This is a genomic window from Tenacibaculum sp. IB213877 (assembly GCF_034043975.1).
Classification (GTDB): domain Bacteria; phylum Bacteroidota; class Bacteroidia; order Flavobacteriales; family Flavobacteriaceae; genus Polaribacter.
On sequence record NZ_JAXCHH010000009.1, the window covers coordinates 1 to 24,909 of the forward strand.

Sequence of the window (24,909 nt, forward strand, 5' to 3'; positions counted from 1 at the left end):
TCACTCAGATAGAGGATTGCAATACTGCTCAGAAGTGTATCAAAGAGAATTACTCAAAAATAACATCATGCCTTCTATGACTACTGGTTATGACTGTTATCAAAATGCTTTAGCTGAAAGAATCAACGGTATTTTAAAAAATGAATTTTTAATCTATAAATGTAACAACAAACAAGAACTAGATATTTTAATTAAAGAGTCTATCGAAACTTATAATAACTTAAGACCACATTTAGCTCTTAATATGAAAACACCTAACTTTGTACATAACAAAAAACCTGTGAAGTTAACTTCACAGGTTTAAATCTATTTTTATTAAAATCTGTCAACCTATTTCAGGACAACTCAATTAAAATATAAGAAAAGTCTTTTTAAGGTAAACTAAACTGAGTAGATTCTGCATAAGCAAAGGAACCTCCTTGAGCTAAAACAACTGAACATGCTGGAACAGAAAGCAAGTAAGAACCACTTCCCCAGGCACAGCAAATTCCATCTCCATATACATCTGAAATAGTGAATGTATAATCTCCATCTGGAAGAGTTAAATCCAAATTTAGCTCGGTCTGCCCACTATAGGTTCCTCCTGAAGCGACAACACTGGATGATGAATCTGTTATTTGCCAGCTAGTTTCCTCTGGATAACCATCAAAAACAATATGCAAGTTTATATCATTCGAAACACACACCTTTGTATAGGTAATAGTTATTTCTTCTGAACTACCTACCATTTTTAAGTTTAATGTTCTAGGTTTATTCACAGGTATAGGATCAAAATTAAACTTTATAGGAGTACTTCCAGTGGTTTCATTAGCTTTAATAACAACAGTTCCTGTAAAACTATACTCCATACCATTTGCAGTAGAGGTATCACTCACCTCAACTTCAATATACCTGTCAGCAGGGTAAGATGAAGAGGCTTCAATCTCAAGATTATACTCCACACCATAATCATCAACAGTTAAAGATGTAGAAGTTGATTTAAAAGAATCAACTGGTGTTTCTACTAGAGCTTCTCTACTATTAATATCACACCCTACAAATAAAAGTGCAAATAATATTAAATAAAGAGATGAATATATTTTAGCGTTTTTCATAATTTATTTTTTAATTTTGAGTAAAAGTAAAAAGTTTGTTACTAGGGTCATTTGGATCATCCTCCACATTAACCCATACAACATCTTGATCTGTATAACCATCTAAAGTTAAATCATTACCACTAAAAATTTCAACGGATGAATCTGGGTAAACTACATAAATAGTGTATCCTGATTCTGTTAACACATCAGTAAAAACATCTAATGCATAATAATTAGGATAAAGATCAACTGAGTTTTGAATTCCAGCATTTAAGGGAATTGAAAAACTAGTTCCCAAAACACCATATATATCTTGTTGCCATTCACCTTCAGAATTAAACTCTGCAAAAGAGAAAAATACATCTGTAGGAGAATTTAAAGACAACACTATGTTTATTGCACTATCTGAAGCAGCTGGGACACTTATCAATTTAACCGAAGTTTGAGCCCCCAATCTTATAGAGTTATTATATAAAGTGTTTGCACTGGTAAGTATTATTGAGCTTACATTACCAACTTGATTAGGAACTACAATTTCTGCTGTAGTTTCTCCCGCATTTAAAGTTATAGATTTTTCTTCTTCATTAATAGTATAATTAAATTGACTTGTAGTTTCAACAGCTTCTGAAAGTATTATACTTACCGTTGCTTCCGAACCTGAGCTAGGAAAGACGAAAACATCTCCTGATTTATCAAAAGAAGCTGTAATTACAGTTCCCGATGGAATTACCGCAGGATCATCGTCTACTGCACAAGAAATGAATAAAGTTGTGAGTAGAATAGATATATATTTTTTTTTAAGCATGATTTTCATAATTATTTTTTTTATAATTCCGTAATTAAATAGGTGACATTATCTCCATCTGTTGATTTGGTAAAATGGAACAAGAAACTGTCTTCATTTATGGTTCCCGAATACTCTAGCTCTTGGCCATCTGGAAATGTAAATGTGATTAAATAATCTACTGCAGCTGTAAACAAATATTGATCTACATATACCGAAAACAAATTATCTGATTCCGCAAGAGGCAACTCAACTACTTCGGTAGTTGTTACACCAGTACTAGCATCTACTAAATTATTAAGATCAAATTCAGTCCCTATAAACAACCCTAAATCCATATCTCTAGAGCTATCTCTCCATGTTAATTCTATTTGTACATCACCAACAGTAGTTTCTACAATTTCTGGCAACACATCATACACTTGCACATTTCTCTCTTTTTTAGTTACATCTGCTGTACTAACTATATAAAAAGAAGTTAATGTTTCTACTGTTGTAAAATTTTTAATTTTAACTGTATATGTTTCTCCTCCATCACTCACTGTATCATCAAAAAATGTTAATTCTACAGGTACGGTAGTAGCTCCTTCAGGAATAATAATCGTTTCAGAATATTCCAGCTCTCTAACCCCATTACTTTCAATAGAACCATCTGATGAAACAACCTCTAACTCAACCACTCCTTGAGAGGGAAGAGCTTTTGATAAAAATACATCAAAAGAAACTTGACCTCCATCCTCTAAGACAATTGCCCCGTTATTGTTATCTGAAAACCCTATTTGAACTTCCTCAGTTTGAGTATAACTAGATTTTACTGGTTCAAAATCATCATTTTCACAAGCAATAAAGACTGATGAAAATATGAATATATATAATATCTTAAATTTTTTCATTTTCAATTATTTTATTTTAATACAAAACTAAGTCTAGCAAACATAAATCGACCTCCAATTCCAAACTGCTGTGCTCTACGAGACCAGTCAAAACGACCATCACTTCTATTATTTCCTCCATCAGAAAAACTACTAGCTGCTCTATCTGGATATATATCAAACAAATTGTTTGCCCCTACAGTAAATGTTAACTCATCTGTAGCCTTAAAACCAACTGATAAATCTGTTACTATTTTAGAGCCAAAAACCTGTTGCCTATCAATATCAGTTGTAGCCTCTGTTACCTCTCCAAAATATACATTTCTTAAAAACACATTAAATTTATCTGTAGATAAAGTATTTGAAAGATTAATTTTAGTTCTTGGCACTGCTTCTTCTAAATATATTCTACTATCTTCTGGAAAATAAGTTTCAATTAACCCTGCATTTGCTATTTGTTGTGAGCTATGAATATCATCTACTTGTTTTGTTTGAGAAAACGTAGCTGATAAATCAGATTTCAACCTCATTCCCTGATTCAATTCAGCATTATGCGTAATTACAATATCTAGTCCTTTCGACTCTGTATCAATTGCATTAGCGAAAAAAGAAACTGCAGTTGCATTAGCATTTTGTAAAGCAAGTGAAACATCTGAGTTTGGATCATCATCAGAGAACTGCCCTGTATACACCACTCTATCTTCAATCGCAACAAAATAACCATCAACAGTTATTTTTAAATTTGCTTCAGGTATTTTAGCTGTAAATCCTAAACTAGCACTTGCTGACTCTTCTTCTTTTAACTGGGGAATACCAAATTCATTAGCTAAAAAAGAATCATTAGAAGCTGTTAAAACTTCTTGAGCTTGACCATCTTGATCAAATATTGTTGAAGTTGAGTTAAAATTTAACTGATGTAAAGATGGCGCTCTAAATCCAGTACTTAAAGCCCCTCTAATACTTAAATTATTTGTAAACTTATATCGTGAAGACAATTTCCAATTCAATGTTGATCCAAAATCTGAGTAATTTTCAAACCTTAAAGCTCCTCCAACCATAAAAGCTTCTGAAAAATCCGCCTCTAAATCTGCATAAGCTCCAATACTATTTCTGTTAGCTGACACTTCGTTATCAGGCTGAAAACCTGGAAAAACCTGAGATCCTCCTGGTCTTGTATTGCCAAAAAAATCTGTAGATGGAGTACCTCCTAAAAAGTTTATGTTGTTACCATCAGCATCATATGATGCCCAAGAAGCCTCTTCTCCTGCAAAAATTTCATAATTTTCCAATCTGTATTCTGCTCCAAACGCTACATTTAATCCACTAAAAATTTCTTTATAATTTTTAGAAAAATCTAGGTTAGTTGTATTTTGAGTAAAAGCAAAACCTCCAGCATTAAAACTAGTTGGAGAATCATTTAATAAAGACGCATTTGATGTGTTTGTAATTTCATAGTCAAAACTATTTTGTCCCCAAGTATTACTAAAATCCACATCCCAATCACCTACTTTACCTCTAATTCCCACAGCAACCGATTGGTCATTTATTCTAGAATTGATTTCAGGTAGAAAACCATTGATATATAGAGCCGTATAAGTTCTTGATTGGTTTGGCAACCTATAAAACCCTGCGGAATTACCTTCTCTTGAGCCTAAACCTGCAAATGAATACAACTCTGTACCATTTTCATCTATAGGTAAAGACATATTAGCAAATAAACGACTACCTCTCAATCCTGATTGTCCAACCCTCATGTTGTAATCACTCCTTTCTTGACCCCTTACAATTAATTCTTGTTCTGTAGTATTAAGTGGTTCTATACCATCAATTATACCATTACTATCAAATGTATATTGAGATAAAGGTCCTGCAATAGAATTAGCCCCGTCATCAACCCCTATCAATTCTTGTATTGAGTTTGCATTAGCAATATCATTTTTAGTAGCTAGATCAAAATGAGTAACTCCCTGTGCAGCGAATTGAATATTAGAAAGAGAAAGATTCCCTAAATCCATACCTGAATGCATAGCCACCCATTCAATCGAATTATATGCATTAAAAATTCCTCCTTCCCATTCTTTCATTCTACTATATGGATTTCTATAATCAAAATCTCCGGAAAAGTTTATAAAACCTCCTTTATCACCTAATTTAATCCCATAACTAGCAGAAACATTTACAGACTCTCCATCCATACCTCCTGTTTGTTCCTCTGCATATTTTGAAACATAAGCTCCAGAAGTTACAGAAAGATTTAACTGATCTGTTGTATCATTTAAGACAATATTGATAACTCCAGCAATTGCGTCACTACCATATTGAGCAGACGCTCCATCTCTCAAAACTTCTATTCTTTTAATAGCTACTGAAGGTATTGAGTTTAAATCAGTTCCAACACTACCTCTACCAAATGTTCCATTTACATTAACAAGAGAAGATGTATGTCTTCTTTTTCCATTTACTAAAACTAACACTTGATCAGGACCTAACCCTCTTAAAGAAGCAGGGTCTATGTGATCTGTACCATCAGATATAGTTTGTGTATTAGAAGAAAATGATGGAGCAACATAGTTTAAAATTTGATTAAGATTAACTTGAGGCCCTGAAGTAATCAATTCTTTTACATCAATAATATCAATAGGAACAGGAGTGTCAATTGCAGTTCTGCTCTTACTACGTGACCCTACTAGAACAACCTCTTCCAAACTCACATTATCCTCCTTCATAGTAATTACTACCGAAGAAGTTGATAAGACTTGTTTTTCAATGGTTTTATAACCAATAAAGGAAGCTGACAAAGTAGTTGGCAACCCTTGTACACTTAGTGAAAAACTACCATCAATATCTGTAGTTACACCATTTGTAGTTCCTTTCTCAATTACATTAACGTAAGGCAAAGGTTCTCCTTTACTTCCTACAACTTTTCCACTTACCTTTTGAGCACTAACGCTCGATGATAATAAAAAAATTAATGCAATCAATACTTTTGTTAAAATGTAGCTGTTTTTCATACTAAATTTTTTGTATTTTAATTTAGTAACAAATTTTTATATTTTTTTTAACAAAAACAAGATTTAATTAACTTATTTTTCTTTTGATACTAAAAATATTGATTTTAACATGTTAAAAATGTTATTTTTTTAAACTAATCTTAATAAAAAATACGAAAAATCTTTAACCAACTTTTAACAAGCAAAAAATTGTTATTATTGTAGCTTTGTTTTCTAAACTAAGAAAACCTGTAATTTTTTAATCAATATGGATATAGATGTAAGAGCCATCAACGAAAAAATCGAAAGAGAAAGTGCTTTCGTTGATATTTTAACTTCAGAAATGAACAAAGTAATAGTAGGGCAAAAACATATGATTGAAGCCTTGCTTATTGGTCTTTTAGGAAATGGACATATTTTATTAGAAGGTGTACCTGGGTTAGCAAAAACTCTTGCGATCAACACTCTTTCTAAAGCTGTACACGGATCATTTAGCCGAATTCAGTTTACTCCTGACTTATTACCTGCAGATGTTGTAGGTACTATGATATACAATGTTAAAGAAAATGACTTTTCAATTAAAAAAGGACCTATTTTTGCAAACTTTGTTTTAGCCGATGAGATCAATCGTGCTCCTGCAAAAGTACAATCTGCTTTGTTAGAAGCTATGCAAGAACGTCAAATTACAATTGGCGATGAGACTTTTAAGTTAGACGAACCTTTCTTAGTAATGGCAACACAAAACCCTGTTGAACAAGAAGGAACTTATCCTTTACCAGAAGCTCAAGTAGATCGTTTTATGTTAAAAACAGTAATTGATTATCCTAAATTACAAGACGAGCAATTAATTATGCGTCAAAATTTAAATGGTGAGTTTCAATCTGTAAACCCAGTAGTTTCTATCAACCAAATTTTAACCGCTAGAAAAACTGCTCATGAGGTGTACATGGATGAAAAAATTGAAAAATATATTCTTGATATTATTTTTGCCACTCGTTATCCTGAAAAATATAATTTAGAAAAATTACAACCCTTAATCAACTTTGGTTCTTCGCCTCGTGGTAGTATTGCATTAGCAAAAGCAGCTAAATGTTATGCTTTTATAAAAAGAAGAGGATATGTAATTCCAGAAGATGTACGCGCTGTTGTACATGATGTTTTACGTCATCGAATTGGAATTACCTATGAAGCGGAAGCTGAAAACATTACTTCTGTTGATATTATTAATTCAATTATTAACGAAGTAGAAGTTCCTTAAAAAAAGGAATATTTATCTTAATTAAGAGAAAATAACCCCCAAAATATTTCTCAAATGACTTACAAACTAACAACGTACAAAACAATTAGAGGAAAAAAAGAAATTTTAGAAACACAAAAAAAGAAAAGTACAGAAGCTATCATTTATCAAGATGATAAACCTGCTTTTTTTGTTGATTGTTTTGACTTACAAACAGAATCAAACATTATAATGAATAGTTTAGTTCTATGTCAACAAAGAAGCTTAAAAGCCGTAATTAAAGAAATTGCAGCAAAAAACAACGTCAACTTATCAATTAAAGAAACCCCTTTGTTTGTACTAAAGAGTTCTTATGAATTGAAAGAAATGGAGCTTCCCCCTTTACCAGAAAATTGGTTAAACTAATACATGGATACCAAAGAATTACTCAAAAAAGTTCGTAAAATAGAGATTAAAACCAAAAGGTTATCTAATCATATATTTGGAGGTGAATACCACTCTACCTTCAAAGGAAGAGGTATGACCTTTTCTGAGGTGCGTCAATATCAATTTGGTGATGATGTTCGTGCCATTGATTGGAATGTTACTGCTCGTTACAACGAACCTTATATAAAAGTTTTTGAAGAAGAAAGAGAATTAACCATGATGCTTATGGTTGATATTTCTGGATCAGAATTCTTTGGTACTTCTACACAATTTAAAAAAGATACTGCCACAGAAATTGCAGCTACTTTAGCTTTTTCTGCTATACAGAATAATGATAAAGTCGGATTAATTTTATTCAGTGATCAAGTTGAATTATTCATTCCACCTAAAAAAGGAAAAAGTCATGTATTACGAATTATACGTGAACTGATAGAATTTCATCCAAAAAGTAAACAAACCAATATTAATGAAGCTTTTAAGTTTTTATCTGGAGTTATGAAAAAGAAAGCCATTGTATTTATGCTTTCTGATTTTATGGATGAAAACTATGAAAAAACTTTAAAAATAGTTGGTAATAAACATGATGTAACTGGTATACGCGTTTATGATGAATTTGATGAGAAAATTCCGAATTTAGGAATGGTACCAATGTTAGATAGTGAAACACAAACAGTAAACCTCATCAACACCAGCTCAAAATCGGTTAGAACTCATTACCAAGCAAACGCATTACGATTAAAAGATATTTTTGAAAACGCTTTTAAAAGAAGCGGTTCCGGAACTATTAATATTAGAGTTGATGAGAGCTACGTTAAAAAACTATTGAGTTATTTTAAAAATAAAGCATAAATTGAAAAGATATTTAGCATACATACTTTTTTTAATTTCTTCTGTAAGTTTTTCTCAATCTCCTATTGTAAAAGCAGAGATTGACACTACTACTATTCGAATAGGAGAACAGTTTGAATATAAAATAACTGTTAATGAAACCCAAAATGTTATCATTCCTAAACTTGATAATTTAGCAGGATTAGAAGTTATTGACACATTAAAGGTTGATACATTAAAAAACCAGCTTATCAGAAAATATATTTTAACTGGTTTTGATAGTGGTGCATATTACATTCCGCAACAACAAGTTTTTATCAGAAATCAAGCTTTTTTAACAGATAGTTTACTTGTAAATGTAGCTACAGTACCTATTGACACTACTAAAATAAAAAAATTTCCAATCAAAGGAATAAAAGGAGAACCTTATCAATTTGATGATTTTAAAACCATTATTTATTGGGCTCTTGCCATATTACTAGTTGTTGGAACCGTATTGTATTTTGCACTAAAAAGAACCCAAAAGGACGAAGTTCATACTTCAGAGCCTTTGCTAGCTCCGTACCAAGAGGCGCTGCGTAATTTAAAGCTTTTAGACTCTAAACTGTTGTGGCAAAACAATAAAATTAAAGAATATTATAGCGAATTATCTGAAATTGTAAGACATTATATTGAGCGTGAACTCCATGTTCCTGCTCTTGAAACCACTACAGATGGATTGATTGAGACTCTATCGGATTTTAACAATGTAAAAGCTATTGAAACTGATAAAGAAACTATCAAAAAGCTAGAGTCGTTATTACAACAGGCCGATTTAGTAAAGTTTGCAAAATCGAAACCGTTGGCTCATGAAATTGAAGCTGATAGAAACACCACCGAGCATATTATTAAAAACCTAAAACCTAGAGAGGTAGAATCTGTAAATAATACTGAAAATATTCAGCCGGTAATTATCGTTGAAAAACCAGTAGTTAAAAAACCTTCTGTATTTGTTAGAATCTTATTGATTTTATTATTACTCATAATGGTTGGTTTGATATCGTTTGCTGTTTCCAAGTCGATGAGTATGTCTAACTCGTTAAAAAACCAAGTGACCAATGTTAAGTAATTTTGAGTTTCATAGTCCGGAGTTTTTATGGTTGCTAGCTCTCATTCCTTTGTTAGCCATCTGGTTTTTCTACAATAGAAAAAATGACAGTGCACAACTTACGGTACCAAGTGTAAAAGGATTTAAACCAGAAACATCAATAGTTTCAAGACTAAAACCTTTATTATATTTATTAAGATTAGCAGCTATATCTGCATTAATAATAGCTTTAGCAAGACCAAGAAATGTTGCTGTTAGCAAAAAAACCAAAACCAATAGAGGTATTGATATTGTAATGGCTATTGATGTTTCAGCAAGTATGTTGGCTAAAGATTTACAACCTAACCGATTAGAAGCCTTAAAAAGAGTAGCTACAGATTTTGTTAACAGAAGACCTAACGATAGAATTGGAATTGTAGTTTATGCAGGTGAAAGTTTTACTCAGACCCCAATTACGAGTGACAAATCCATCATCAAAAGAACTATTTCTGAAATTAAATGGGGACAGTTAGAAGGTGGAACTGCTATTGGAATGGGACTTGGATCTGCTGTGAATCGTTTAAAAGAAAGTAAGGCTAAAAGTAAAGTAATCATATTACTTACTGATGGAGTTAACAATGCTGGTTTTGTTGACCCTGTTACAGCTACCGAACTTGCTAAAGGAAATAGTATTAAAGTATACACTATTGGAATTGGAACCAATGGTATGGCTCCTTTTCCTTGGGCTAAAGATCCGAGAACAGGAAAACTTTCTTTTAAAAACCAACAAGTTGAAATTGATGAAGATTTACTTAAATATATAGCTAAAGAAACCGATGGACAGTATTTTAGAGCAACTAACAATACTAAACTGAAAGCTATTTATGATGAGATTGACAAATTAGAAAAAACCAAAATAGAAGAATTCAAATATTATAACTACACAGAAAAATATCGCTTTTGGGTAATATTAGCAGGTGTATTATTATTGATTGAATTCTTATTAAAAAATACAATTTTTAAAAGCTTTATTTAAAAATGTACAAAATAGAAGAACCAATATATTTTTATTTGTTTGCAATTATTCCGATAATAATTGTTGTTTTCTTATTGGTTTTATGGTGGAAAAAACGCACACAAAAGAAGTTTAAAAATCCTATTCTTCTTTCAAGATTAGCTCCCTATGCCTCTACTTTTAAATCGGTCTTAAAATTGATTTTACTATTAGTAGGTTTATCTTTTTTGATTATTTCTTTGGTGAATCCGAAAATGGGAACACAATTAAAAACTGTTAAAAGAGAAGGAGTTGACGTAGTATTTGCGCTAGATGTATCTAAAAGTATGTTGGCTGAAGACATTGCTCCTAACCGATTAGAAAAATCAAAACAAATCATATCTAAAATAATTGATAAACTAGGAAGTGACCGTGTAGGAATTATTATTTATGCAGGTAATGCATATCCTTTACTTCCAATTACTACTGACCATGCAGCCGGTAAAATGTTCTTGCAAAATGCAAATCCAGATATGGTTTCAAGTCAAGGAACCGCTATTAATGAGGCTCTAGAATTAGCTAAAACCTATTATAATAATGATGAGCAAACAAATCGTTTTTTAATTATTATTTCAGACGGGGAAGATCACCAAGAAGAAACTAAACAAGTTGCTCAAAACATTGCTAACGAAGGTGTAAAAGTATATACCATAGGTGTAGGAACAGAAAAAGGTGGCCCAATTCCTTTAAAATTAAATGGCTCACTTATTGGTTATAAAAAAGACACTAAAGGAGAAACTGTAATTACCCAACGTAAACCTGATGTTTTACAAGGAATAGCAGATGCCGCTAACGGAATATATATAGATGGTAATAAAACCGAAGATCCTGTAAACACTATAAAAAAAGTAATTGCAAACGCACAAAAAAGTGAATTTGAAACCAAACAATTTTCTGATTATAAGGATCAATTTCAATGGTTTGTTGGTTTAGGTTTATTATTCTTAATAATTGATGTTTTCATTTTTGAAAAGAAAACAAAATGGTTAAAAAAAGTAGATTTATTTGATGAAGAAAAGAAGTAGCATGAAGATTATAATCAACTTACTATTTGCTGTTATTTTACTTTTTTCAGTAAATATTTCAGCACAAAAAGACTCTTTAAAACTTAATAGAGAAGCACGTTCTTTGTTAAGAGAAGGTAACAAATTATACAATAAACAACAATTTGGTGATGCTGCTATTGCTTACCGTAAAGCTTTAGGCAAAAACAGCAAATATGATAAGGCAACATATAATTATGGGAATGCCTTATATCAAGATAAAAAATACCAAGAAGCTGTTGCTGAATATGAGTTGACAGCTAAAATGGCTAAAGATAAATTTGCGAAAGCTGAAGCCTACCATAACATTGGTAATGCCATGATGGAGCAAAAAAAATATCAGGAGGCAGTAAATGCTTACAAAAATGCATTGCGTAATAATCCTAAAGATGATGAGACTCGTTATAATTTAGCGGTTGCTCAAAAGGAATTAGACAAAGAGCAAGAAAAAAACAATCAGCAAAACAACAATAACAAAGACGACAAGCAAAATAAGGACAATAAAGATCAGAACAAGGATAATAAGGATCAAAACAAAGATCAAGAAAACCAAAACGATCAAAATAAAGATAAAAAAGAAGGCGATAATAAAGACCAAAAAGATCAAGATCAAAAGCCTAAAGAGGGAGATGATCAGAATAAAGATCAGCAAAAAAAGCAAGATCAAAAAGATTCTCAGCAAAAACCACAGCCTCAACCTGGTAAAATGACTCCTGAGCAAATGAAGCAATTGTTAGAGAGTTTAAATAATGAAGAAAAAAAGACCCAGAAAAAAATGAACGTTCAAAAATCAAAAGGACGAAAGGTAAATCAAGAAAAAGACTGGTAAAAAGTTTAGCAAAATTTTAAGATGTTATTCTTAAAAAGAGAACTAATTCAAAGTTAAAAATTTAATTTATTTTTATCCATTTTGAATAAAAAATGAAATTGAAGTTATACATATCTATCATATTTACACTGTTAACCACTGTTCTTTTTGCACAAGAAGCAGAATTTACTGCTAATGTTAGCAAAAATAAATTGGGAGTTAATCAACGTTTACGAGTTGAGTTTTCTATAAACAAACAAGGAGCTGATAATTTTTCTCCTCCCAACTTTAAAAATTTTAAAATTGTTGGTGGTCCAAGTCAATCTGTAAGTCAATCTTGGATCAACGGTAAAGTAAGCTATTCTTTATCGTACACTTACATCATTGAACCTAAAACTAAAGGAGAATTTAACCTTCCTGCTGCCAGTATTGAAATTGATGGTAAAACCTTACAAACCGAACCTGTAAAGATTATAGTTACAGATGAGGTGGAGGTTCCTAAAAACCCAAATGACCCTAATTACGTTGCAGAGCAAAACATTCATTTAGTTGCTGAAATTTCTAAATCTAATCCATATGTAGGAGAAGCTGTATATGTTGAGTATAGAATTTATTTTAGCAATAATATCCAGATTTATGACAATGCCATAACTGAAGCACCAAAATATAATGGCTTTTGGAATCAGGAAATAAAGCGTAATGGTATGCCAGTTAAAACTACCATGTATAATGGCGAAAAATACAACTACGCAGTATTACACAAAGCATTACTAATTCCAACAAAATCGGGTAAACTTACTATAGAACCTATGAAAATGGATATAGTAGTAGCAGTTCCTACTGGTAGGGGTGATTTTTTTGGCAATGCTATAGTTCGTCAGGTTAGAAAAGAATTTGCTTCAGCTAAAAAAACAGTAAATGCTAAGACTCTACCTATTGAAGGAAAACCTGAAACTTTTTCGGGTGCTGTGGGTGATTTTACTTATGATGTAAACTTAAGTAAAAACACTTTAAAAGCCAATGAATCTTCAACAATTACTGTAAAAGTTAGTGGTGATGGTAATTTAAAACTCTTTGAAATTCCTAAAATTGAAACTCCAAAAGAATTAGAGGTGTATCAACCTGAGAGAAAAGAAAAAGTTAGCACAACTTCTTCTGGACTAACAGGATCTATTTCTAACGTTTATACTGTAGTACCAGAGTATAAAGGGAAATACAAAATTCCGAAAACAGAATTCTCTTATTTTAATCCGAAGGAAGAAAAATATCATACCATATCTACAGATGATTTATATGTTGACGTTTTAGAAGGAAAAGAATTAGTTACCACTACTACGCCCAATAATGTTGTAAAACAAACTGTAGTGAGTAGCGGCAATAATTTTAGATACATACAAACATCTACCAACCTGAAACCTAAAAACACTTCAGACTTTTTCAATTCTAATTTGTTTTATGGATTGCTATTGCTTCCGTTAATTGCTATTCCTATAGCAATTTTCATAGGAAAGAAAAAAGAAGAAAGAGATAGTGACATCATAGGTAACAAGCAACGAAAAGCGGACAAATTAGCTAAAAAATATTTATCTGAAGCTCAGAAGCAATTAGGTAATAAAGAACGTTTTTACGAATCTTTAGAAAGAGCTTTGCACAACTATTTAAAAGCAAAACTCAAAGTAGAAACAGCCGATATCAGCAAAGAAAAAATTAGTCAGTTGTTGACAGATAAAAATGTAGATCAAACCACTATTTCTAACTTTATTGAAGTATTGAACGATTGTGATTTTGCTCGTTATACTCCAACAACTAACGTACAGATGAATGCTGAATATGAAAAGGCAAAACAAGTAATAACCCAACTAGATAAGCAGTTATAATGAAAAAGTTTATTTTATTTTTCTTACTAATTTCTGAAAGCTTGTTAGCACAAACATCTAACGAGCTATTTTCTAGCGCGAACAACTTGTATAAAGAAGGAAAATATGAAGAAGCCATCTCACTATACAACCAAATATTAGAGAAAGGTGAAGTTTCATCAGAAGTATACTACAATATAGGTAATAGCTATTACAAACTTAATAAAGTAGCTCCTACCATATACAATTATGAAAAAGCCTTAAAGTTAGATCCTGCTAACCAAGATGCTCATAACAATTTAGTATTTGCTAAACGATTAACTTTAGACAGAATTGAAGCTTTACCTAAAACTTTATTGCAAAAAATCAATGAAAATTATTTGCAAAAACTCAGTTATAACACTTGGGGTATGCTCGCTGTTTTAGCTTCATTAATTGCTTGTTTATTGTTTTTAGGATATTATTTCTCTTCAATTCCATCACAAAAAAAGCTGTATTTTACAACCAGTATTATCAGTTTTCTTTTACTCTTCATTTTCCTAGCCATTGGTTATAATCAATACTCAAAAGCACAAAATACAGTAGAAGCTATTATTTTTTCTGAGGAAGCAATTGTAAATACCGAACCTACTCAAAATGCTAACGAAGCCTTTATTTTACATGAAGGAACCAAGGTAAATGTACTTGATCAAGTAGATGATTGGAAAAAAATAAAATTAGCAGATGGAAAAATAGGGTGGATCTTATCTGAAAAATTAAAAGAATTGTAATACAGTTCTTTTAAAAATTGCATATTTTCGTACTTTTAATTTATGTTATCATTCAGACACATATATCTTAAATTCATTCTTTTAGCATTAATTTCACTAAAAGCTGGATATTTTGTGATTGAAAATTTTAACTCAATAGAAGAGTTAGAAATTTGTTGTGAATTGGATATGGATGATGTTGAAAATGATGGAAAAAAAGAACTAGACGAAACTGAAAAAATAAATCAGCAACATTCTTTTTCTTTCGTTTTTGATACTTTAAAAAATGAATCTACAGATCTTTGTTTTGTAAAACCATATACTACAAAATATTTAGAATACACCACACCTCCTCCAGAGTTTAAACAATTATAATCCCGGATTAAAATTAATTCATAATTAGTAATCATTATCTTTTTCATTACAGAAAAAGAGTTAAACCGTAATTTATAATATGTTTAAAAATTTAAAAAACGATTTACCCGCAAGTATTGTAGTTTTTTTTGTTGCTTTACCTTTATGTTTGGGTATTGCATTAGCAAGTGGCGCTCCTTTATTTTCTGGCCTAATTGCCGGTATAATTGGAGGTATTGTTGTTGGAGCATTAAGTGGCTCTAAAATAGGAGTAAGTGGTCCTGCTGCTGGTTTAGCAGCAATTGTATTAACAGCTATTGGCACTTTAGGTGGCTACCAAAACTTTTTGGTTGCTGTTGTATTAGGAGGTATCATTCAATTAATTTTTGGTTTATTAAAAGCCGGAATTATTGGCTATTATTTTCCTTCATCAGTAATAAAAGGAATGTTAACCGGTATTGGAATCATTATTATTCTAAAACAAATTCCACATTTTTTTGGTTATGATCCTGATCCAGAAGGAGATTTTGCATTCTTTCAAGTAGATGGTCAAAACACTTTTTCAGAAATAATAAACTCTATAAACCATATAACTCCTGGCTCATTAATAATTGGAGTCATAGGTTTAATTATTCTTATACTTTGGGATAAAGTACTATCAAAAAAAGGTAAAATTTTTAAGTTAGTTCAAGGGCCTCTTGTAGCTGTAGTCTTAGGAATTGTATTCTATAATCTTACTAAGTTTAATAGCTTTTTAGGAATTCAAAGCTCTCATTTAGTAAGTGTTCCTATACCTGAAGATGCAGCTTCGTTTTTAGGGCAATTTAGCTTTCCTAACTTTGCCGTAATCACTAACCCTGATGTATGGGTTGTAGCATTTACAATTGCTTTAGTTGCTAGTTTAGAAACATTACTATGTGTTGAGGCAACTGATAAATTAGACCCTAATAAAAATGTTACTCCTACAAACAGAGAATTACTTGCACAAGGAACCGGAAACATTATTTCAGGATTAATAGGAGGTTTACCTATTACTCAAGTAATTGTTAGAAGTTCTGCTAATATTCAGTCTGGTGGTCGCTCAAAGTTATCAGCAATCATTCATGGCTTTTTATTACTTATATCTGTCATTCTTATTCCAAGATTACTAAACATGATTCCATTATCTGTATTGGCAGCTATTTTACTTGTTGTGGGTTACAAGCTTGCTAAACCAGCATTATTCAAACAAATGTATACTTTAGGCTGGAAACAATTTGTTCCTTTTATTGTAACTATTGTTGGAATTGTTTTTACCGATTTATTATTTGGAATTGGTTTAGGTTTAGCTGTGGGAATAGTGATTATTTTAATTAAAAGCTATCAAAATTCACACTTTTTACATATTGAAAACAATAGCAATGGTGAACATAAAATAAAAATGACCTTAGCTGAAGAAGTAACATTTTTTAATAAAGGAGCTATTTTAAAGGAACTTAATAATATTCCAGAAAATGCTTTTTTAGAATTAGATGTTACCAAAACTAGATATTTAGACAATGATATTATTGAAATATTAGAGGATTTTGCATTTAAAGCAAGAGAAAAAAATATTAATATCAAGCTCTATTCTGAAAGAGGTATAGTTACAAACCCTCCTAGTTTTATTGAGTTTTTCAAGCTAAGACCCAAAGCGGCATAATAAAAAGAGTGTTGTGTTTTCATAACACTCTAAATAATTTTTAAAACGTTGAATTTATTTTAGTAGAAACCACGTAAAAGGAAAAACACAGATGTTTTAGATTGAACATATCTAAAAAAATCATAAGCTATTGTAAAACAATAATTTAGTAAATTTAGTTATTAGTTAAAATAATGGTATTATGAAAAACTTATTTTCTAATCTTAAAGGAGATCTTTTCGGTGGAATTACTGCTGGAATTGTAGCTCTCCCACTTGCTTTAGCATTTGGTGTATCATCTGGTTTAGGTCCTAGTGCTGGTTTATATGGTGCTATTTTTATTGCTTTTTTTGCTGCCTTATTTGGAGGAACCAACACACAAATTTCGGGTCCCACAGCACCAATGACTGCAGTAAGTATGGTAGTAATTGCCAGCATCATTGCTACTAACGATGGTAATATAGAGAAAGCCTTACCTGCCATTTTAACCGTGTTTTTACTGGCAGGACTCATGCAAATAGCCTTAGGAGCTATGGGCTTAGGTAAATACATTCGATATATACCCTATCCTGTAGTTTCTGGGTTTATGACTGCTATTGGATTGATTATTCTAATTACTCAAATTTTACCTTCATTGGGTTATTACCCTAAAGAAGATAATGTATATGTAAACAGGTTCAAACCCGAAGCAGAAGAAATCATTCTTGAAAATATTTTAAAAGAAGAAGCAGGAGAAGGTATTTTAGTTTTAGAAGATTTTAAAGAAACTATTAAAAGAGCTGAAACTATTACTGATGCTGATATAACCAGAGAAAGTAAAACTTTAGCAGGCAAAGAAGCCTCAGGGGTAATAGGAGCCTTAAAGGTTTTACCCAACGCTCTTAAAAATATTAATTGGTTAGAATTAGCTTTAGCAATGGGTACAATTATCATTATTTATGGCTTTAAAAGAATTACAACCAAAATTCCAAGTACTTTGGTGGCACTAGTAGTTATGTCGGCAATTGCAATTCTTGGCAGGTTAGAGTATCGCCCTATTCCGAAAATTCCAGAAGGACTTCCAAAGTTTCAAGGAGCAATATTTACCAATTTTAACCTGGGCAGTGTAACTCCGTACATTTTTACAGCGTTAACACTTTCTTTGTTAGGAGCTATAGATTCATTGCTTACCTCTGTGGTAGCTGATAACATGACCAAAACCAAACACAACCCTAATAAAGAATTACTAGGTCAGGGTATTGGTAATAGTATAGCATCATTGTTTGGAGGTATTCCTGGAGCAGGTGCTACTATTAGAACTGTTGTAAATATTAACTCAGGTGGTAAAACCAAATTATCAGGGATGATTGCGGGTGTTTTACTTTTTATTATTCTCTTAGCCATAGCCCCATTGGCCTCTAAAATTCCTGCTGCAGTGTTAGCTGGAATCTTAATTACCGTAGGTATTGGAGTTATGGATTATAAAGGATTAAAAGCAATCCCTAATTTGCCTAAAGACATTAAACTAGGGCCGTTAAAAATGAGTTCTGAAGTAATTATTATGCTAATTGTATTATTGCTTTCAACTTTTTGGAATTTAGTATATGCTGTAGGTATAGGATTGGTAATTGCCTCGTTAACTTTTATGAAGAAAATTGGTGATATTACAGCAGAACGGTCAGATGTAAAACCATTAAAGGAAGAAGCTTGGTCCGATGAAATTGATTTTCCTCAAAATTTAAAAGAAGAGGTTTTTATCAAACACATTAAAGGTCCTTTATTTTTTGGTTCTACAAGTGAGATTCAACAATTAGCAAAGCAGATACCTAACACAGCATCAACTGTAGTAATTCGTATGGGTAGAATGCAATATTTAGATCAATCGGGTTTATACGCCTTGGAAGATATTTTAGTAGATTTAAAAAGAGAAGGAAAAAATATACTTTTTGTAAACGTTTTAAAACAACCAAAATATATGATGGAAAGAATTGAAATTATTCCCAATTTAATTCCTACAAAACATATATTTGACTCTTTTAAAAATTGTATGAAATGGATTAAAGAAAATGTAAAAGATATTTATTAAAAAATTAATTAAGATATTACAACAATGAAAGCACACACTAAAGAAACTCAAGCTACAATGACACCAAATAAAGCATTGCAGTTTTTAAAAGAAGGAAATTTAAGATTTCAAAAAAACTTAAAAGCCAACAGAAACTTATTAGAACAAGTAAACGACACCAAAGAAGGTCAATTCCCTTTTGCTACCATATTAAGTTGTATAGACTCTCGTGTTTCGGCAGAATTGGTTTTTGACCAAGGTTTAGGTGATATTTTTAGTATAAGAATAGCAGGTAACTTTGTAAATGAAGATATTTTAGGAAGTATGGAGTTTGCTTGTAAACTAGCAGGTACAAAACTAATTGTTGTTTTAGGTCATACAAGTTGTGGCGCTGTAAAAGGCGCTTGTGACCATGCTGAAATGGGTAACTTAACTAAGTTAATTGAAAAAATTACTCCTGCTGTAGATGCTGTTACAGAACCAAAGGATGAAAACTTAAGAAATTCAAGTAATATTGATTTTGTTGATGAAGTATCTAAGAAAAACGTTCAACTAACTATTGATAGAATCCATAAAGAAAGTCCAATATTAGATGAAATGGAAAAAAACGATGAAATTAAAATTATTGGCGCCATGTATAATATAAATAATGGTTCTGTAGAGTTTTATAATTAATGACTAACCAAAAAATCCGAAGGAATTCCTTCGGATTTTTTGGTTTATATTTCTTCTTTATTTATATCATTAGTTGTATCATCATCTCCTTTAATAATTGAAGGAAATATCATCGGTGCAATTTTTTTTACCGGTTTATATAAAATTGATTCATCTAAACTTTCTTGTTTTACAAACGGAATGGTATCATTCATCTTTCCAAAAAAAATAAAAACAACACTTAAAATCAACCCTATTTTGAGTGCTCCAAAAGCCCCGCCTAAAATCTTATTTAAAATTCCTAAAGAAGCAAAATCTGCTATCTTAGTTAAAATCTTACCTAGCAAAGCAATTACTACTATAATAATAACAAAAGTTCCTGCGAAAGCTGCCAAGGTGATGTATTTTTCATCCCACGAAACACTGTTTTTTAACCAATTTCCTAAAAAATAAGAAAAATGTATTGCTCCATACACTCCAGCTACCAACGCTACTAATGATGCTACTTCAACAAACAACCCTTTCATCAACCCACGTACAAAACCAAAAAGTAGTAATGCTGCTATGATAATATCTAACGTGTTCATCCTTTATTTTTTTACGCAAATATAATTAACTGGTTTGTATCTTTGCATTCTTATGAGTAAAGACGCTAATTTAAAAGAAAAGTGGGATTTTTTAATCCTATCATTATCAAATCAATTTGCCGATGGTGATGAACTAACTATTGATAGTATCATCTATTTAATTGGCGTACAAGAACTTGGACAAGGGTACCGTTCATTTAAAAAAGATGAAAAAGTTAATTTAATGCATATAGCCATATGCAAATTATTAGAACCTTATGGTTATTATGAATTTGATTTTTTTGATGATGATGGTTGGCCTCACTATAAAACCCTTACCGAACTCCCCAATTTAAAACCTGGAGAGCAAACGGTATTAATTAAAGAAGCTATTATTAGTTATTTTGATGAAAATGATTTTTTTAGGTAACACTTAATTTTCTAATCATTACAGAAAATAATTTTGGCCAATAACGCTTTGCGTACACTCCAAACTTTTCTTTGGCTCCCGCTATATAAACTTCTTCTTTTTCCTTTTCAATGGCTTTGATCATTAGTTTAGCAAACCTATCTGGATTTATTCCATTTTCGGTAGCAGCATCCATAGTTTTTTGCGAACTACCATCTCCTGTTAAGGCATTTATTGAAACATTAGTCGTTACAAATCCAGGACACACTAAAGTAATCTTTACGTTGTCTTTATGTATTTCTGCTCTCAAGCTATCAAAAAAACCATGCAATGCATGTTTAGTAGCCGCATAAGTAGAACGTAGTGGAGTTCCTATTTTACCTACAATACTCGTAGTTACTACAAAATGACCAGATTTATGCTGCAAAAAATGAGGTAATAGTGCCTTTGTTAAGGCTATTGTCCCTAAATAATTAATATCCATCAATCTTTTATCTACCGAGATATTAGTTTCTTTAGCCAACGATCGCTGACTAATTCCTCCATTATTAACCAGCACATCAATTTTACCATAAAAACTAAGGGCTTGCTCTACTTTAGTATTTAAACTTTCATAATTTTCTAGATCTAATGGTAATATGTAAACTTGTTTAGAATTGTTGCACAGTTGTTTAACATTATTTAATTCTGTAATATTCCTTGATGATAAAATTAATTTTGTATTTTGCCGCGACAACTCAATAGCAAGAGATTTTCCTATGCCTGAAGAAGCACCTGTGATCCAAAAAACTTTGTTTTTTACAGTCATTTAGCTAGAAATTTTAATGCAATGTACCTAAATTAAATAAGAAATAGTAATTTTGGTATATTTATTGAAAGTGAGTTAACAAAACAAAATATTTTAACAAAAAACATAATAAATCCCTAAACGATGAAAAAAATTCTTGCTTTATTAGTATTTGTAACTTCAATAGCTAATGCACAATTTACTATAAGAGGAACCATGACACCTCCAGATAAAGGAGATTGGGTTATTTTATATAAATTAGAAGGTGCAAAACAAAAATTTGTTCAAAATTCTACCATTCAATTTGATACTGTAAGCATTGGAAACAGAAAGCAAGCTATTGGTCGTTTTGAATTAACTTTACCTGCTGATGCGAAACCCGGATCTTATAGAGTTAACTATAGAGAAAGAGGTGGCGGATTTGTTGATTTTTTATTCAACAAAGAAAATGTTGAATTCGTTTTTAACCCTCAATACCCAGATCAATCTGTTTTGTTTACAAAATCTATTGAAAATAAGGTGTACCGTGAGTATTTAGAAGCGTTGTCTTTAACCCAAAGAAATGTAGACTCTTTACAAGTAGCTTACATTAAGTCTCCATCAAAAGACACTAAAAAGAAATATAAAAAAGCAGTAGAAAGTGTTGAGAATGTTCAAGAAATTTTTGAAGGAAAATCTAAAGGAATGCTTGCTTATAACTTCATTAAATCTTCTAAAAGCTTTAATCCTGATAACGTATTAGATGACACAAAAGAATATTTAAACTCTGTAATAAATAATTACTTTACCAATATAGATTTTAAAAACCAACAATTATACAACTCTTCATTTTTTATTGATAAAGTTACTGATTATGTTTTTTATTTAAATATTGCTGAAACTCAAGACTTACAACAAAAGCTTTATAAAGAATCTATTGACAAAGTAATGAAACATATTACTGAAGATAAATTACGTAAAGAAGTTGCCGAGTATTTAATAACAAAATTTACAGCAGCTAGAAATTCTGAAATTGTTGATGGTCTTTTTGATAAATACTATAGTAAATTACCCTCTTCTTTACAAGATGCAGAATTCCGTGAAGACAAGTTAGCTACATTAAGAGCTTCTGTAGGAAGAACAGCTCCAGACTTTTCATGGACAGAAGAAGGAACAGCATATAAATTATCAACAATTAATGATGCTAACACCTATTTATTAGTTTTTTGGAGTACAGGTTGCCCTCACTGTGTTGATGAAGTACCAGCATTACATACTTATATGCAAAAACATAAAGATGTTTCTGTAATTTCATTTGGTATTGAAATGAATGATCTTGATTGGAAAGAATTTGTTAAAAACTTACCATATTTCCATAATGCCATAGGAACTCACCCTGAGAATAAATTTGACAATGAAACTGTTCAAAAATATAATTTAACAGGAACTCCTACTTATTTTGTACTAAACAAGGATAAGAAAATTATAGCAATGCCAAATAATTTAGAAGAAGTTAAGAACTACTTTAGCAACTCTAAAGTAGCAGCAGAATAATGATTCGAAAACTAATTTTATCTTTCTCTTTACTTGTTAGTTTAGCAACATTTTCTCAAGAGAATTTTAAAATTGGTGACGAAGTACCAGAATTTAAATTATGGCTTACTGATGGCAGTAAACTTACTAAAAACGACATCCTGAATAAGGTTGTCGTTTTTAAGTTTTGGTTTACAGGTTGCTTGCCTTGTATAATCGATATTCCTGGTTTGAATGAATTAGTTATCGAATTTGAACACAGAGATGATATTTTATTTATTGCTCCTGCATTAGATAGAAAAGATGCTATTGAATATTTTACTCATTCTCATCCTTTTATTTTTAAAATTGCTTATTCTGCTATGGATGTTAGCGAAGTATTTAATAAGAAACAAGTATATCCATCGTATTTTGTAATTGATAAAAACGGTAAGTTTGTGTATGTTGATAGCGACAGCAAACAATCGGAAATCCTTCCTTTACGAAAGGCCATCCTGAAAGCCTTAAAAGAATAGAAAAGCATCTTTTATATGTTCTATTTTAAAATCAGCAGTAATTTTAGTAATAGCTATAATATCAAACCGAACCTCAACATCTACATCTTTTTCGGTTACATAATTATCCATAGCTAACGTGAGTAGTTTTATTTTCTTCGGATTCACAAATTCTTCAGGATTCCCAAAATAGTCAGTAGATCTAGTTTTTACTTCAATTACCGCTAGCACCTCTTCTTTTTGAGCAATAATATCAATTTCTGCTTTTTGATAACGATAATTTCTTTCAACTATAGTATACCCTTTCTCAATCAAAAAGTCAATTGCTAATTGCTCTCCTTTTTTCCCTAACTCATTGTGTTGCGCCATTTAAAATATTATATTTGAGTAACCTTAAAATTTTTAATCATGAAAAAAAACATGGGAAATACCGACAAAGGAATTAGAATTTCAATTGCCTTAAGTATTGCATTGCTTTCATATTTTAATGTTATTAATGGTACTTTAGAAATTATTTTATTGGTGCTTGCGGTTGTCTTATTAGCCACAAGTTTATTAAACTTTTGTCCGTTATATACTTTATTTGGCATTAACACCTGTAAACTAAAAAAATAATTTATTTAAAAAGTACTGAAGAGGTTTCTTTACCAATATTTAAAGAAATTTCTCTTCCCATTATCAATGCTCGGTTATCAGGTTCATGACCCGCAGGAAAGTCAAACATAATAGGTACATCTTTAGGAATAATTTGCAAAACCAAATGTTCAATTGAATGTCCCCAAGGTGTGGTGTTTTTCTTAACCTTACTCATATCTCCTACTATAACACCTTTTAATTTATCAAAGTATCCAGCACGTTTTAAGCTTTGTAACATTCTGTCGATGCTATATTTATATTCTCCTATTTCTTCAATAAATAATATTTTCCCTTCGGTGTTAACTTGACTATCAGAACCCAACATAGATGCTAAAATAGCTATATTCCCTCCCACCAATTCTCCACTAACTTTACCCGTTCTGTTACTTTTAGAAGAAGGTATTTTATAGCTCAATTGCTCACCAAAAATGGCTTTTTTAAAAGTTGTTATTGTCTCCTCAATATCTTCCGGATTATCTTGCATACTGGTCCCCATCATTGCATGTAAGGTTTCGATACCTAAATTATGAATATGATTGTGAAAGGCAGTGATATCCGAATAACCGATAATCCACTTAGGATGCTGTCTAAACTTGGTAAAATCTAATTTGTCTAAAATTCGCACTGAACCGTAACCCCCACGAGCTGCCCAAATAGCTTTGATATTTGGATTATCTAATGCATCTTGAAAATCTTGACAACGTTCGTCATCAGTTCCTGCAAAATGATCATTTTGATTGAACAAATGTTTACCGTACACTACTTTTAAACCCCAACTTTCTGCCAAGGCTTTGGCATTATCAATAACTTCTTTTCTGTTTTTTAAAATTCCTGCAGGAGCAACCATGGCAATGGTATCTCCTTTTTGCAAATACGGCGGTGTTATTAATTTCATAGGTTTACTTTGTGAAAACAATGTAGAAATCACCATTAAAAAATTCAGTATTACTATTCTTTTTATCATCCTCAAGTCTTGTTTCTTGATTCTATTTATCTAAAAATCT

26 protein-coding genes are annotated in these 24,909 nt (G+C 31.2%); 18 read left to right on the forward strand and 8 right to left on the reverse strand.

Going from position 1 to position 24,909, the window contains the following annotated elements:
* A partial coding sequence (locus tag SLH33_RS10250) for an integrase core domain-containing protein (RefSeq protein ID WP_320419005.1) occupies nucleotides 1-304 on the forward strand: 304 nt, incomplete at its 5' end.
* A gap of 67 nt (nucleotides 305-371) precedes the next feature.
* On the opposite strand, the gene SLH33_RS10255 is transcribed toward SLH33_RS10250, so the two are convergent.
* The 4 genes from SLH33_RS10255 to SLH33_RS10270 are packed head-to-tail and all read right to left on the reverse strand — an operon-like array spanning nucleotide 372 to nucleotide 5,743.
* On the reverse strand, nucleotides 372-1,094 hold the full coding sequence (locus tag SLH33_RS10255) for a hypothetical protein (protein ID WP_320419006.1): 723 nt from the start codon (nucleotides 1,092-1,094) through the stop codon (nucleotides 372-374).
* 10 nt (nucleotides 1,095-1,104) lie between these two features.
* A complete protein-coding gene (locus tag SLH33_RS10260; RefSeq protein ID WP_320419007.1) occupies nucleotides 1,105-1,890 on the reverse strand; it encodes a hypothetical protein in 786 nt (261 codons plus the stop codon).
* 11 nt (nucleotides 1,891-1,901) lie between these two features.
* Nucleotides 1,902-2,753, reverse strand: a complete 852-nt coding sequence (locus SLH33_RS10265) for a hypothetical protein (protein ID WP_320419008.1) — start codon at nucleotides 2,751-2,753, stop codon at nucleotides 1,902-1,904.
* Nucleotides 2,754-2,764: 11 nt separating this feature from the next.
* Complete coding sequence (locus tag SLH33_RS10270) at nucleotides 2,765-5,743, reverse strand: TonB-dependent receptor (protein WP_320419009.1); 2,979 nt, start codon at nucleotides 5,741-5,743, stop codon at nucleotides 2,765-2,767.
* Nucleotides 5,744-5,990: 247 nt separating this feature from the next.
* Here SLH33_RS10270 and SLH33_RS10275 point away from each other — a divergent pair, with 247 nt between their 5' ends.
* The 13 genes from SLH33_RS10275 (at nucleotide 5,991) to SLH33_RS10335 (ending at nucleotide 19,522) form a co-directional block, all read left to right on the forward strand.
* Nucleotides 5,991-6,980 (forward strand): MoxR family ATPase, encoded by a 990-nt coding sequence (locus SLH33_RS10275; RefSeq protein ID WP_320419010.1) that lies wholly within the window; start codon nucleotides 5,991-5,993, stop codon nucleotides 6,978-6,980.
* 54 nt (nucleotides 6,981-7,034) lie between these two features.
* Nucleotides 7,035-7,364 (forward strand): hypothetical protein, encoded by a 330-nt coding sequence (locus SLH33_RS10280; protein ID WP_320419011.1) that lies wholly within the window; start codon nucleotides 7,035-7,037, stop codon nucleotides 7,362-7,364.
* 3 nt (nucleotides 7,365-7,367) lie between these two features.
* Entirely contained in the window at nucleotides 7,368-8,234 is an 867-nt protein-coding gene (locus SLH33_RS10285) for a DUF58 domain-containing protein (protein WP_320419012.1), read from the forward strand.
* Between the two features lies 1 nt (nucleotide 8,235).
* On the forward strand, nucleotides 8,236-9,321 hold the full coding sequence (locus SLH33_RS10290; RefSeq protein ID WP_320419013.1) for a hypothetical protein: 1,086 nt from the start codon (nucleotides 8,236-8,238) through the stop codon (nucleotides 9,319-9,321).
* Entirely contained in the window at nucleotides 9,311-10,315 is a 1,005-nt protein-coding gene (locus tag SLH33_RS10295) for a VWA domain-containing protein (protein WP_320419014.1), read from the forward strand. Before SLH33_RS10290 ends, SLH33_RS10295 begins: the two co-directional genes overlap by 11 nt.
* Nucleotides 10,316-10,317: 2 nt before the next feature.
* Nucleotides 10,318-11,358 (forward strand): VWA domain-containing protein, encoded by a 1,041-nt coding sequence (locus SLH33_RS10300; protein ID WP_320419015.1) that lies wholly within the window; start codon nucleotides 10,318-10,320, stop codon nucleotides 11,356-11,358.
* A gap of 1 nt (nucleotide 11,359) precedes the next feature.
* Nucleotides 11,360-12,205, forward strand: a complete 846-nt coding sequence (locus SLH33_RS10305) for a tetratricopeptide repeat protein (RefSeq protein ID WP_320419016.1) — start codon at nucleotides 11,360-11,362, stop codon at nucleotides 12,203-12,205.
* A 92-nt stretch (nucleotides 12,206-12,297) separates the two neighbouring features.
* On the forward strand, nucleotides 12,298-14,061 hold the full coding sequence (locus tag SLH33_RS10310) for a BatD family protein (protein WP_320419017.1): 1,764 nt from the start codon (nucleotides 12,298-12,300) through the stop codon (nucleotides 14,059-14,061).
* On the forward strand, nucleotides 14,061-14,810 hold the full coding sequence (locus SLH33_RS10315) for a tetratricopeptide repeat protein (RefSeq protein ID WP_320419018.1): 750 nt from the start codon (nucleotides 14,061-14,063) through the stop codon (nucleotides 14,808-14,810). The genes SLH33_RS10310 and SLH33_RS10315 overlap by 1 nt, the downstream gene beginning before the upstream one ends.
* A gap of 42 nt (nucleotides 14,811-14,852) precedes the next feature.
* A complete protein-coding gene (locus SLH33_RS10320; protein WP_320419019.1) occupies nucleotides 14,853-15,164 on the forward strand; it encodes a hypothetical protein in 312 nt (103 codons plus the stop codon).
* Between the two features lie 79 nt (nucleotides 15,165-15,243).
* Complete coding sequence (locus SLH33_RS10325; RefSeq protein ID WP_320419020.1) at nucleotides 15,244-16,824, forward strand: SulP family inorganic anion transporter; 1,581 nt, start codon at nucleotides 15,244-15,246, stop codon at nucleotides 16,822-16,824.
* Between the two features lie 181 nt (nucleotides 16,825-17,005).
* Nucleotides 17,006-18,868, forward strand: a complete 1,863-nt coding sequence (locus SLH33_RS10330) for a SulP family inorganic anion transporter (protein WP_320419021.1) — start codon at nucleotides 17,006-17,008, stop codon at nucleotides 18,866-18,868.
* 24 nt (nucleotides 18,869-18,892) lie between these two features.
* A complete protein-coding gene (locus SLH33_RS10335; RefSeq protein WP_320419022.1) occupies nucleotides 18,893-19,522 on the forward strand; it encodes a carbonic anhydrase family protein in 630 nt (209 codons plus the stop codon).
* A gap of 44 nt (nucleotides 19,523-19,566) precedes the next feature.
* On the opposite strand, the gene SLH33_RS10340 is transcribed toward SLH33_RS10335, so the two are convergent.
* Nucleotides 19,567-20,088 (reverse strand): CvpA family protein, encoded by a 522-nt coding sequence (locus SLH33_RS10340; RefSeq protein ID WP_320419023.1) that lies wholly within the window; start codon nucleotides 20,086-20,088, stop codon nucleotides 19,567-19,569.
* 52 nt (nucleotides 20,089-20,140) lie between these two features.
* On the opposite strand from SLH33_RS10340, the gene SLH33_RS10345 reads away from it, so the two are divergent.
* Nucleotides 20,141-20,497: a hypothetical protein gene (locus tag SLH33_RS10345; RefSeq protein WP_320419024.1), complete on the forward strand. Its 357-nt coding sequence runs from the start codon at nucleotides 20,141-20,143 to the stop codon at nucleotides 20,495-20,497.
* Here SLH33_RS10345 and SLH33_RS10350 read toward each other — a convergent pair.
* Nucleotides 20,490-21,284, reverse strand: coding sequence for an SDR family oxidoreductase (locus SLH33_RS10350; RefSeq protein WP_320419025.1), 795 nt, complete (start codon nucleotides 21,282-21,284; stop codon nucleotides 20,490-20,492). The two genes, SLH33_RS10345 and SLH33_RS10350, sit on opposite strands and share 8 nt — an antisense overlap.
* Before the next feature lie 123 nt (nucleotides 21,285-21,407).
* On the opposite strand from SLH33_RS10350, the gene SLH33_RS10355 reads away from it, so the two are divergent.
* Nucleotides 21,408-22,796: a TlpA disulfide reductase family protein gene (locus SLH33_RS10355; protein ID WP_320419026.1), complete on the forward strand. Its 1,389-nt coding sequence runs from the start codon at nucleotides 21,408-21,410 to the stop codon at nucleotides 22,794-22,796.
* Nucleotides 22,796-23,290 carry a TlpA family protein disulfide reductase gene (locus SLH33_RS10360; protein WP_320419027.1) on the forward strand — a complete coding sequence of 165 codons (495 nt, stop codon included), beginning with the start codon at nucleotides 22,796-22,798 and terminating at the stop codon, nucleotides 23,288-23,290. The genes SLH33_RS10355 and SLH33_RS10360 overlap by 1 nt, the downstream gene beginning before the upstream one ends.
* Here SLH33_RS10360 and SLH33_RS10365 read toward each other — a convergent pair.
* Nucleotides 23,279-23,638, reverse strand: a complete 360-nt coding sequence (locus tag SLH33_RS10365) for a YraN family protein (protein WP_320419028.1) — start codon at nucleotides 23,636-23,638, stop codon at nucleotides 23,279-23,281. The two genes, SLH33_RS10360 and SLH33_RS10365, sit on opposite strands and share 12 nt — an antisense overlap.
* 39 nt (nucleotides 23,639-23,677) lie before the next feature.
* On the opposite strand from SLH33_RS10365, the gene SLH33_RS10370 reads away from it, so the two are divergent.
* The gene (locus SLH33_RS10370; RefSeq protein WP_320419029.1) at nucleotides 23,678-23,884 is read left to right on the forward strand and encodes a DUF2892 domain-containing protein; all 207 of its coding nucleotides are present in this window, start codon (nucleotides 23,678-23,680) and stop codon (nucleotides 23,882-23,884) included.
* A 1-nt stretch (nucleotide 23,885) separates the two neighbouring features.
* Here SLH33_RS10370 and SLH33_RS10375 read toward each other — a convergent pair whose 3' ends face one another.
* Nucleotides 23,886-24,800 (reverse strand): LD-carboxypeptidase, encoded by a 915-nt coding sequence (locus SLH33_RS10375; RefSeq protein ID WP_320419030.1) that lies wholly within the window; start codon nucleotides 24,798-24,800, stop codon nucleotides 23,886-23,888.
* Between the last annotated feature and the right edge of the window lie 109 nt (nucleotides 24,801-24,909).